Annotated in this window: 11 protein-coding genes and 1 pseudogene; 5 read left to right on the forward strand and 7 right to left on the reverse strand. The window is 50.7% G+C overall.

The genetic code is table 11. From position 1 onward, the window contains the following. Positions 1-186: 186 nt before the first annotated feature. Together KCG48_RS04525 and KCG48_RS04530 are read left to right on the forward strand one after the other, a co-directional pair. Positions 187-774, forward strand: coding sequence for a sigma-70 family RNA polymerase sigma factor (locus KCG48_RS04525; RefSeq protein ID WP_211800126.1), 588 nt, complete (start codon positions 187-189; stop codon positions 772-774). 159 nt (positions 775-933) lie between these two features. After that, positions 934-1,689, forward strand: coding sequence for an SIR2 family NAD-dependent protein deacylase (locus tag KCG48_RS04530; RefSeq protein WP_211800127.1), 756 nt, complete (start codon positions 934-936; stop codon positions 1,687-1,689). Between the two features lie 198 nt (positions 1,690-1,887). On the opposite strand, the gene KCG48_RS14985 is transcribed toward KCG48_RS04530, so the two are convergent. Next, entirely contained in the window at positions 1,888-2,808 is a 921-nt protein-coding gene (locus KCG48_RS14985; RefSeq protein ID WP_211800128.1) for a VIT1/CCC1 transporter family protein, read from the reverse strand. 344 nt (positions 2,809-3,152) lie between these two features. On the opposite strand from KCG48_RS14985, the gene KCG48_RS04540 reads away from it, so the two are divergent. Next, a complete protein-coding gene (locus KCG48_RS04540; protein WP_211800129.1) occupies positions 3,153-4,199 on the forward strand; it encodes an LCP family protein in 1,047 nt (348 codons plus the stop codon). Between the two features lie 160 nt (positions 4,200-4,359). Beyond that, on the forward strand, positions 4,360-4,851 hold the full coding sequence (locus KCG48_RS04545) for an ECF transporter S component (RefSeq protein ID WP_211800130.1): 492 nt from the start codon (positions 4,360-4,362) through the stop codon (positions 4,849-4,851). A 349-nt stretch (positions 4,852-5,200) separates the two neighbouring features. Here the strand turns inward: KCG48_RS04545 and KCG48_RS14865 are convergent, their stop codons facing one another. The 3 genes and pseudogenes from KCG48_RS14865 to KCG48_RS04555 all read right to left on the reverse strand — a co-directional run bounded on the left by KCG48_RS14865 (position 5,201) and on the right by KCG48_RS04555 (position 6,073). After that, a complete protein-coding gene (locus KCG48_RS14865; RefSeq protein ID WP_408004698.1) occupies positions 5,201-5,653 on the reverse strand; it encodes a universal stress protein in 453 nt (150 codons plus the stop codon). A gap of 33 nt (positions 5,654-5,686) precedes the next feature. After that, positions 5,687-5,785, reverse strand: a pseudogene (locus KCG48_RS14870) (universal stress protein); the annotation flags it as partial. A 12-nt stretch (positions 5,786-5,797) separates the two neighbouring features. Beyond that, positions 5,798-6,073, reverse strand: a complete 276-nt coding sequence (locus KCG48_RS04555) for a hypothetical protein (RefSeq protein ID WP_211800132.1) — start codon at positions 6,071-6,073, stop codon at positions 5,798-5,800. Between the two features lie 1,008 nt (positions 6,074-7,081). Here KCG48_RS04555 and KCG48_RS04560 point away from each other — a divergent pair. Beyond that, complete coding sequence (locus tag KCG48_RS04560) at positions 7,082-7,759, forward strand: class A sortase (protein WP_211800133.1); 678 nt, start codon at positions 7,082-7,084, stop codon at positions 7,757-7,759. Positions 7,760-8,043: 284 nt separating this feature from the next. Here the strand turns inward: KCG48_RS04560 and recJ are convergent, their stop codons facing one another. From recJ to KCG48_RS04575, 3 genes are all read right to left on the reverse strand, one after another. Beyond that, entirely contained in the window at positions 8,044-9,804 is a 1,761-nt protein-coding gene (gene recJ, locus KCG48_RS04565; RefSeq protein ID WP_211800134.1) for a single-stranded-DNA-specific exonuclease RecJ, read from the reverse strand. A 181-nt stretch (positions 9,805-9,985) separates the two neighbouring features. Continuing rightward, a complete protein-coding gene (locus tag KCG48_RS04570) occupies positions 9,986-10,558 on the reverse strand; it encodes a DJ-1 family glyoxalase III (protein ID WP_211800135.1) in 573 nt (190 codons plus the stop codon). 144 nt (positions 10,559-10,702) lie between these two features. Continuing rightward, complete coding sequence (locus KCG48_RS04575; protein ID WP_211800136.1) at positions 10,703-11,665, reverse strand: Gfo/Idh/MocA family protein; 963 nt, start codon at positions 11,663-11,665, stop codon at positions 10,703-10,705. Between the last annotated feature and the right edge of the window lie 49 nt (positions 11,666-11,714).

The raw sequence follows: 11,714 nt of genomic DNA on the forward strand, positions 1-11,714 counted from the left end.
CACAATAAACACTTTCGAAGAGTACGGAAGTGTTTATTATTTTGTATAAAAATAACATAATCATAAATTTCGTAAATAACGGATTAATATTTTATTTATAGTCTATAATCATAATAACTACCCTCTATGCTCTTTTCCTTTCTTCAGCATATTTTAGTAATACAAGTATAATTTCAGGAGGAAACCATGACAGAAAGTATTTTTCTGCTCGCAAAGAATGGAAATCAGGACGCCACAGAACAAGTCATCCGATCCATCGAACCCTTCATCATCCAGCAATGCCGGAGAGTCCACCTCAGGATCCACGACTTCGAGGATCTGAAACAGATCTGCTATGAAGCGGTCATTAAAGGGATCCCAAAAATCCGGAAAGAAAACCTGGAGTCGGCGCCCTCCTATCTCATGAAATGCGTCCACAATGCCCTGAAATACGAAGCCCGGCGAATCCTCGCCCAGCCTTCGGATCTCAGCTTGGAAAGTGAGGACAGCGACGGCATCCGATACGGCGAGAAGCTCGTGGCGGAGGATGACACGGAAGAAACCATCATCCGAAACCATGACCGGCAGCTGATCAAGGAAGCCTTTCAGGAATTGTGCACCGAGGAGAAAAATGTTGTTTCATACTTCATTCAAGACCACTATGGGGGGTTGAAACGATACTCCGATCTCTACAAGGTCGATTACCGAAAAGCCCGTTATCTCAAAGACAAGGCCCTGCGAAAGATGAGACTCTACCTGGAAGCCCAGGATGAGCAGTTATCCTCAAACTCTTAACCGATCAACAACGGACATCATCAAAAAAATTGTACTTGTATAAAATATGGGGGGGATTCTGGAGAAAACCAGAGTCCCTTTTATTTTTGTCTTGCCCTTTCCCCCATCTTTCCCCCGTTTTCCTCCATGTGCTAAAATGGGAGAAAGGAAGTGAAACAAATGGACCGATACGAAAAAAGCGCAGATCTTCTCCACGGGGCAAAACGGATTACTGTTCTCACCGGGGCCGGTATGTCCACCGAGTCAGGGCTGAAGGATTTCCGTTCCAAGAGCGGACTGTCCAGTAGCCTCTATGAGGGGTATGCTCCCGAAGAGATCCTCTCCCGCAGTTTTTTCCGTCGAAACACCGATCTCTTTTATTCGTATCTTCGGGAACATCTGGATGTGACGGGCATCACGCCCAACATCGGCCATAAAATCCTGGCCCAGTGGCAAGGGCGAAAGCCCCACCACATCATCACCCAGAATATCGACTCCCTCCATCAGGCCGCGGGAAGTCACGATGTCCTGGAGATCCACGGCACCCTGACGACGGCCACCTGTACGGGCTGCAAAAAGCAAAAGAGTCTTCGGGAAGTGCTGGATAGGGGCTACAGCTGCGACTGTGGTGGTGTCTACAAACCCGACATTGTCCTCTACGATGAGGAAGTGAGCCAGATCTATGAAGCCTTTCGCCTGGCGGAGGAATCAGACCTCCTCGTGGTTTTGGGGACTTCCCTGAAGGTCTACCCTGCCGCCTCCATCCCGGAGGCCTATGGCATCCGCAAAAAGCCAGCCATCATCATCAACCGGGATCCCAGCCCTTATGCCTTTGGCTACAATGTGGTGGAGATCAATGAAAGCATTGGGGAAACCCTTCGAAGGATCGATGAGATCCTGAAAAAGAAACATCCCCTGGAAGAGATGCCCCGCTGACGACAACGAAAATCGTAAAGGAGCCTCGATATCCCGGATTCAACGGGGATATGGAGGCTCCCTTTTATTTTGCTTAGAGAGAGAAATCAACGGGATTCCCTTCTACAAAAGCATGGCTCCAAGGATGCCTTGCCTTGATCCAGGGGAACTCCAGGCGAAGCCTTGACGCGCTCATGTCTCGCGTCCATCCAGGATAACCTAGATCTCGATGCCCAGGGCATTCTTCACCATGATACCGATGACAAAGGAGGCAAAGGCCACACTGAGGGAGATGGCCGCCATGACCCCGAACTGCTTCTTGAAGCTCTCAGCCCGGGTCACGGACACATAGAAGCTGAAGACGGCGATGACGCTGATGACTACCCCCAGCATAATGGCTAAGGAGATCAAGTACTGGTCCTCCGGAAGGAGGATGTAGGGAAGCACCATGAGGGACACCGTGAGGACATAGGCGATGCCCGTGATGAGGGCCGCCTTTCCCGGCGTCTTCTTGCTGTGGTTGCCGTCAGCCCGGGTGGAGAGAAACTCCGACGCGGCCATGGACAAACTGGCAGAGATGCCGGTAATGATGCCGGCCAAAGCAATGAGCCGGTTATTGCGCATGGCGAAGGTAAAGCCCGCAATGGCCCCGGAGAGCTCCACCAGGGCATCATTAAGCCCCAGCACGATGGAACTGACGTAGACCAGGCGCTCCTCATCCAAGAGGGAGAGAAGGTCCATGTCGATCATGTCTTCTTCCTGGAAGATAAAGTCCAGCTCCGGGATCACCTGAATGAGCTCCTGACGGATGGCCTTGGACATGACCCTGGCCTGGATCATCTCCATGCGCTTCAGGGTAAAGGTAAACCCCAGGATTCGGGAGCGAAGGAGCATCCGCTCAATGCGGCTGGGCTTGCTCACTTCAGGCCCTAGATACTTGGCAAAGATTTCCACATGGGTCTTTTCGTGCTCGGCAATCTTCCGAAGAGTCTCGGCATTGTCAAAAGACAGCCGGGGATCTTCGGATAATCGCCGGTATACCTCATAACCCATGCTCTCATTGGCCTGAAAGCGCTTCAGGGCTTTCAGCAGATGGGGGGCCATGTTCATAATGGTCATTTCCTCTTCCACTTTTCTCACCTCTTGTCTATTTTATGAAGAATAGATGAACAGGATGAGGCCGTGAAATTTACAATTATGTGCAAATGTTGAACATTATTAGAATCCCGGGAAAGATTCTCAGAAAGAATAATTCTCATTGATACCTTCCCCGGCGCTTCCTCTTTCCTTATGCCCCGGAGGTTCCGGCCCTGAGACCGATTTCACCCTTTCCCCTGCGTCTTCCCTTGATCCGCCTCATTTTCTTACGATTTTTTTAAGATTTCTTAATTTCTCTTTTTTGTCATCCATTGGAGTCGATCTACGCTATAATAGGAAAGTGAAAACTTAAACGAAGAAAACGGAAGACCCCCGTGGAGGAACACATGAAAAGAAATGTAAGTCAAGCTGAATACAACCGAAAACGAAGAAAGCGCCGAAATCGCATCCGCACCGGACTCCTGGTCGTAATGACCCTTCTCATGTTCTCCGCGGGGTTTGGCTATGCCTATATCCATAACCTCCTGGATTCCACGAATAAGGATCTCATCTCCCAAAAGAACGATGATCTGGGTATTGAGAATCCGGAAACCCCGGTGGAAACCGAGGGTGAGCCCTATGAGCCGGAAGTGGATCCGAAGGATAAACTCCCCTACTACTATCATGGCGTCACCGGCGTCACCAACATCGCCCTCTTTGGCGTGGATGCCGAGCTGGGCAAAGCCGGCCGCAGCGACACCATCATGATCGTCACCATCGACAAGAACAACAATAAAATCAAGCTCACGTCCATCATGCGTGACTCCTATGTGGACATCGAAGGCAAGGGCATGGACAAGATCACCCACGCCTATGCCTACGGCAAAGCCCAGCTGGCGGTGAAAACCTTGAACACCAACTTCCATCTGAACATCAAGGACTACGCCACGGTTAACTTCACCACCCTGCCCAAGATCATCGATATCCTGGGTGGTGTCACCATCACCGTGACCAAAGCGGAAGTTCCCCATATCCCCGGCCTCACCCAGGCAGGAACCTTTAACCTCAAGGGTGATCAGGCTCTGGCCTATGCCCGGATCCGAAAGATCGACTCTGACTTTGCCCGTTCCGAGCGTCAGCGTACCGTCATGAAGGCCATCATCGACAAGATGCTGAAGAGCCCCGTGACCAGCTATCCCGGAATTCTCAGCAAGATCCTTCCTTTGGTGACCACCAACCTGTCCTCCAGCGATATCCTGGGGATGGCCACCAGCGTTGTCACTAACAACATCCGCACCATCGAGCAGAACCGTTATCCGGAAGATGCCTATGCCAAAGGCCAGATCATCAACGGCACCTGGTACTATGTCTTTGACCGAGCCAAGGCCGTCGATGCCATCGGCAAATACATCTACCTGGATGAGAAAACGGAACCTGTGCAGACGCCGAACTAACAGACCCTGAAGCCCGGGAAGCCGGGGCGTTTGCCCCCTTCCCGGGTATTTTTATCCCGAAAAGAAAACATCTCCGGGGTTCATCTTTGAATTTTTGTAAAATCCGGGTATACTATAGTGGTGAATAAATGAGAACTTGACCGCAAGAGGAGGAACATCCATGAACAACTACCGAAAACTGGCCTATGGCGGCCTCATCGGCGCCCTGGTCTTTCTAGGCACCTATCTAATTCAGATTCCCATCCCCGGCGGTCTCGGCTATGCGAATTTTGGCGATGGGGTGATCCTCATCAGCTCCACGCTGCTGGGACCCTTCGCCGCTTTCCCGGCAGCCATCGGCTCAGCTTTAGCAGATATGTTTGCCGGTTTCCCCCAGTACATTCCCTTCACCTTCACCATTAAAGGACTGGTGGCCCTGGTGCCGTCTCTCCTCCTGCGGAAGAAAACGAGATCCTTCCGTTCCATGCTCCTGCCCTTTATTCTGGCCGAGGCCGTCATGGTCTCCGGATACTTCATCGCCGACTCCATTCTCTACGGTACGCTCTATGCTGCAGGCGCCGTAGGCTACAATCTCCTCCAGGGATTTGTAGGGGTGGTCCTGGGCATCGTCGGATCCGTCTTCGTGCTGAAGAACAACATCAGCATCAAGTAAGAAGCCGATACGGATTGCATGGGATGTATTCCATGGAACAAGACGACATCTCCCCAATGACATTCACGAAAGCATGAAAATTTAAACAGCACGATTCCTCGATCATGATATGCTCATCATCATCGGGAATCGTGCTGTTCTCATTTGGTGGAGTGCAAAATAATGGCCCTATGTTCAAGGAAAGCTCGTCAAAGTCAGATGCTTTAACATCCAGCAGCAAAAGAAAAATTGTATATGACTCTGGAGTTCCACAACTGTGGAGAAAACTGATGCAAGCTGATCCATGAAGGGAATTATTTACACCATTTATTCAAGAAGTGGATCATCAAGAGCATTAAGAAAATTACGCTCACTCTCGAACTGCAGGGATAAGCAAGATCGATGATTTTGAATGCCTCGACAGGTTCTGGGCAACGCTGCCCAAATTGAGTTCTCGAATATAGCCCCGACCTTGGCTACCCATAACCACTAAGGAGATACTTTTCTCCTCAATAATTCTTAACAGCTCAGTCGTTGGGGATCCGAGTCGCAGGATGATCTCCACCTCTGCATCTCCGACTTCCATAAGCGATTTCTTCATGCTTCCCAGCCGTTCCGTATCCATCTGATTGAAATTATGAAGTTTATCTTTTAGGTAAGGCATTATTCTTGATTCGTCTTGAATATGAACCAGTGTTATTTTTTTAATCCCAGTTGCGACCATTTCTTTTAGTGTCCCAAAGGCAGTTTCCGCATTTTTCGAAAAATCTGTGGGAAAAAGGATATGTTCGGTAAGGTCGCAGTCCTTTGGCGACTTATCCAAGTTTTCCCGATGACGAGATAGTCGTATAAGGAGAACCGGTTTACTGGCATGATGAATAACTTCGTTTGCCACTCCCCCAAACAGCAGGCCTCCAATTAACGTATGCTCTGCTGCTGCAGCCACAATAAGATCATAATCTTCCTCTTAGGCAATACGGTTGATTTCATCCTTCATCTCCCCTGTAACAAGCCTCGTCTCCACAGAATAACCTTCTCCATCCAACTGTTCCTTTTGTCTTCTCAAATTCTCTTCCATAACCTCGGCGAAGAACGTGGATGCTTTTGGTTTTATCTCATATGAATTTATACACTGCAAAAGCAAACATTCTTCGACGCCCAATTTTTTAAAGCTCTTCAGGCAAGTAATAATATCAAATTCGCCACGGGACATTTCTGATGCAATAACTATTCTTTTAAACATGGTCATCACTCCTTTTCATCAGATTCTTCATTCATATAGGTTCTATTGGGTTTCCTGATCTTTCCTATGATTTAGCCTTTGTCCTCATCTCCTGATCGTGATATGGTTTTCATCCATCTGACGATCGGGAGATGCCCTGAATTTTCCGAGGTGAATCTCCCATGTGGTGTCCATGACGAGAAATTCAAAAGGAAATGCCTCTCTATACCCTATTCTGTCCATTTATTACAGACTCGGCGGATCTTTCCTCCCATAAGTCACGCCTTATTTCAGCGCAGTGACTGGGATAAACTGACTTTCATTTCGATCTGCTTTTCACGATACCTACTTTCAGCATAAAACATGCACATCTCCATCGAAACCCAAAGTCACATCGATGAATCTTCACCAGCGTCAATGACCTCTTCCCTTGCATTAGGCAAGTATTTTTCTGACATCCCTACCCCCCATAAAGAAAGGTGCTGAGAATAATGCCATCGGGTAAACCGTTCCATGATCCGGTGCATGATCAAACTTCATCGTCATCTATCCTGTATTCGGAGCAGTATTGCACGGCAAAATTAATGATTATCCCAAAATTACTATACTGCATTATTTCATACAACCTATGACAACAACGATCAGATTTTTGAACATTCTGATATTTATTTGTGACTTTATCCTTGGACATAAGCATTGAAAGGGTCATGGCAATAATTTCAGTTCTCGGGATACATATGAACAAACTAATTCCCGCGAATGTCGTCCCTAAAGAAGCAATCTCCAAAAAACTACAGGAGTAGTTTGGTTGTCCTTCATGCCCCGATGAAAGTCGAATACTCCTGAACTTTACCCTTTTCTTCATGAACCACCATCCCCTCTTTCCGAAGAACGGTATCCCTTTGGTGCATGATTTTGAGAATAAGGCTGCGTGATCCGGAAGGTGCTTCTTTTGTTCTTTTTCCGTTCATTGTCAGGGGCATGGGAACATGCTATATTGAAAATAACAACAAATCAGGAGGGACAGCCATGAAAAAACTGCTTGCCGTGATCCTCATCCTGGTGGGAGCCTTCATCATGATGATCCCCACCCTCAAAGATAATAAAGTAGAACAGACCGTCCAGGAGACGGTTAAAATCGTGGAAGCCATCACCCCGGAAGTCATCGAAGAAAATGAGGCCAATGAAGAAGCTCAGTTCGATTACTCCGTGGTGGAAGACATCACCGTCACAGGAACCCTCCTGGGAAATATCAAGGCCAATCCCAAGCTTCTTGTGGGCCAGCTGGTCATCCCCTCCGTGGGCATGAACATCAGCATCTTTAAAGGCATCAACAACACCAACCTCCTGGCCGGTGCCGCCACCATGCGGGCCAACCAGAAGATGGGCGAAGGAAACTACCCCTTAGCCGGACACTACTCCAAGAACAAAGACATCCTCTTCGGTTCCCTCATGGATGTTCAAGTGGGCGATCCCATCCGGATCACCAACAAGAAGACCATCTACGAGTACATCGTCTACGAGGTAAAAGTCGTCCCCGACGATGCCCTCTACATCATCGATGACAAAGTGGCTGCCCTTTATGGCAAACCCGTCATCTCCCTCATGACCTGCTACTACTCCAGTAAAACCGGAAAGCGCTACTTCGTCCTGGGGGAACTTACCAAGACCTACCCCTACAGCGAAGAAGTCCTCTTCAACGATTAAAGGCAAAACGAAGTCCTTCCTTTGACTCCCCTGAAATGGGGTGCCCAGGAAGGACTTTTTTGTACGGAAAAGGAACCCCAGACTCACCGGTGGCTTCCTGTTTATCACGCATTGATAGAGGATTTGCCGGTAAACCTGAGATTCCCAATTCTAGAAGGTTGTTTAAACTCCGTTATTTACAGAATTAAGTTGACATAATAAAACCTTCCACCCTAATAGAATAGCACAAGTTATATCACCTTGCAACTTAATTTATAACACTGTGAGGAGAATAGTTTTCGACACTATTCTGCACTGAGCCGAAAATCCGAGATTTTGAGCTGCACCCGGGTTTCCCCATTGTAGGTGTTGAGATCCGGATAAAAGAGAAGATCACAGAACGTGTTCTTCACCGCCAACGTGGGATCCTCCACCTCGATTCCTTCCTCGGCCAAAAGGTCCCGAAGAATCCTCGTCCCGAAGAAGTAGACTCCTTCCACGGTTTTCCCTCCGGCATTGAAGTAGAACTTCAGATGCTCCTTTTCCCGGCCCATGGTGAAGGCTCCGGTGATGAGGAGCTTCTTCTCCGCAAAGACCGGCTTGGGGTTGCCCTTGCCAAAGGGTTCCAGCTTTGCGAGATTCCGGACAAACCCCTCGGTGATCCGCGCAGGATTGAGACGCGCGTCGATGGTGACCTTGGGGATGAGATCCTCTTCCGTCAGCTGGCTCTGGGCATTGAGTGCTGCCTTAAACGCGGGGAGATTCTCCTCCGCCAGGGTGAGCCCTGCCGCCATGGGATGTCCCCCAAACTTTAAGAGATGCTCCTTGGCCTGGTGGAGTCCCTCGAACATGTTGTATTCCTCAATGGATCGGGCGGAGCCCTTCAGCCCCTTCTCCGTGCGGGTAAGAACGATGGCGGGGCGGTAGTACCGCTCCTTTACCCGGCCGGCGATGATCCCCGCTAAAGATTCATGGACGTCATCCAACCGGATAACCATGACAGAATCTTCCCCCTGTCTTTCCTCCTCAATCCTCTGCTCCGCCAGGAGCACTCCTTCCTCCGTCATAGCCCGCCGGGTCTGATTGAGGGCATAGAGCTCCTGGGCCAGACCTTCCGCTTCCTCGTCTTCCATGAAGAGCAGCTCCACGGTCTTCTTGGCCGTGGACAGCCTTCCTGCCGCATTGAAGCAGGGACCGATGACAAACCCGATGGCGTAGGCGGAAAGGTTCTCCAGATCCACCTGGCAGGCCTTGGCTAAAGCCCGAAGGCCCGCATTCTTCGTTTTGCCCACCAGAGACAATCCATGCTTCACCAAGGTCCGGTTCTCTCCCTGGAGGTCCACAATATCCCCCACGGTGGCAATGGCCACAAAGGGAATGAGCTCCAAGAGCTCCTCCTTAGGGATGCCCATCTCCTCATAGAGGGCGGTGATGAGTTTAAAAGCCACCCCGGCTCCGCAGAGGGCTTTGAAGGGATAGAGGCAGTCTTTTTGCTTGGGATTCACCACGGCGTCCGCCGGGGGGATCACCTCCACCCGCTGTCCTTCTTCCACCACAAAAGGCACATCATGGTGGTCCGTCACAATGACCATCATCCCTAAAGACTGGGCATACTCCACGGCATCCAGGGCCGCAATGCCGTTATCAAAGGTGACGAGAAGACCCACGCCTTCATCATAGGCTTTCTTTACCAGATCCCGATTGATGCCGTAGCCATCCTGGATCCGGTCGGGAATGTCGTAATCCACCACCGCTCCGCAGCGCTTTAAGGCCGTCATGGCCACATAGATGCTCATGGCTCCGTCGATGTCGTAGTCCCCCATGAGCCGGATGGACACCTCTTCCGCGATGGCCTCCCGCAGAATATCCACGGCCAGGTCCAGGTCCTTCAGAAGGCCGGGATCCGGCAGAGTGTCCAGATCTGGCGCCAAATAAGCCTGAATCTCCTCTAACGTGGAGGGACCCCGGTTAATGAGGCACCGGCAGATTTCCTCCTCCAGTTTCAGCTCCCGGGACAGGGCCGGATAGTCATAGCGGATATTGCGAATGAGCCATTTGCTTTTCATGTGTACTCCTTATTCCAAGACCGGCGTAGTTCTTCCCCGGCCTGTCGTCTTCCAATCATATTCTCCTATTTTACCCCAAGGGGTGACCGAAAAAAAGGTCAGGGGAAAAAAGACCCTCCTTCAAAAATCTCACCCATGAAAAAGAGGAAGCGCCAAAGCTTCCCCCTTCTGTGTGTCTTCCCTATTTTTCCTTCTCCAGAAGAAAATCATACTGCATTTCCTGCCGAAGCCTTACTGCCTCCTCCGGAAGACCGATGGCCTCCAGAATATGGAAGCCCATATCCATGGCGGTTCCCGGACCGCGGCCCGTGAGGACATTGGCGGATCGGACGAAGATTTCATCCACATAGTTTTTTACGTTCAGCTTTCCCTTGTAGGTGGGATAGCTGGTGACTTCCTTGTCCGTGAGAAGCCCTGCCGTATCCAGAACCTTGGGCCCGGCACAGATGGCCGCCAGAAGCGTTCCATCCTCGTGGTACTTCTTCAAGAGTTCCAGGACCCGGTCATCGGCGGCCAGGTTGTCCACCCCGGGCTGCCCGCCCGGCACATAGATCAGGTCATAGGTGTCATTGTAGATGTCGATGAACTCAATGCGCACATCGCTCTTCACCGTGATCCCGTGGGATCCCGTGACGTATTCCTTGTCCGTGGAGCAGATCTGCACTTTCACATTTGCCCGCCGCAGAATATCGATGACGGCAATGGCTTCAATTTCCTCAAAACCTTTGGCCAAAAGGACCAATACTTTATACATACGCATACCCCCATTTCTACCCCCGTACTCTCGCTTTCCCCGGCCATTTGCCCTAAAAACGGAGCCCTTGGGGTTGGCTTAATTATAGCATATTCCCCTGATTTCGCCAAAAGTTTACTGAAAATTCAATAAGTACCCTAACCCTTACCCCTGGGTTCGGGCTGCAGCCAAAATCCGATCCAGCACGGCGCTGTTTCGGCGGGACTCCTCCAGGGAAAGCTTCGGTGCCCGCTTTTCCAGGACAGCTTGGGAGAAGTCCTCCACCTCCAGGGTGTAACGAGCGCAGGCCTCCACAAGAAGGCTCTGCGTGCCCTGGTCCGTAATGAGGGTTAAGGCACCGGCATTATCCAGGAACACATCGGGGATTTCCAGGCTTCCCTTGGTCCCCAGAATCAGGGCATGGTTTCGGCCCACGGTATCAAAGCCCGTATGGAGCGTCGCCGTCTGGCCATTGCCATAGGTCAGGAGCACGGAAGCCGCCACATCGACGCCCTCCTGGAATCGGGCAGACACCGCCACATCCTTTGGGGCTTCGCCATAGACAAAGCCCGCAAAGTTCACGGGATAGCAGCCCACATCATAAAGGGAGCCTCCTCCCAATTCCGGCTTCATCTTGATAGTATTGGGCCGGTTAAGGAAGAAGCGGAAGGTGGCATCCACATGACGGATGTCGCCCAGAACACCGCTCTTCAGGATCTCCTCCACTTTCGCCATGCGGGTGGTGTAGCGGTACATGAAGGCCTCCATGAGGATCACCCCATGCGTTTCAGACGCCTTAGCCATGGCCTCCACTTCCTCGGCATTCAATGCCAGGGGCTTTTCGCAGAGCACATGCTTTCCCTTCTCCATGGCCTTTAACGCCCACTCCTTGTGGAGGGCATTGGGCAGGGGTACATAGACCGCATCCACCTGGGGGTCCTCCAGGAGGGCCTCATAGGTGTCGTAAACCACGGTGCAGCCGAACTTCTCCTGGGCTTCCTTTCCCTTTTCGGCGTTTCGGGAAGCCAGGGCATAAAACTCCCCATGCTCGGCTTCCAATATGGCGGGAATTCCCGAAAGCTGTGCAATACGCGCATAACCGAGAACGCCCCATTTAGTTTTCTTCATGTTCTTCTCCTTCTTCACCCCCGGGGTATTCCGAAAAGAGAAATCTTTC

Origin of the sequence: Proteiniclasticum sediminis (genome assembly GCF_018128025.1) — a bacterium.
GTDB lineage: Bacteria > Bacillota > Clostridia > Clostridiales > Clostridiaceae > Proteiniclasticum > Proteiniclasticum sediminis.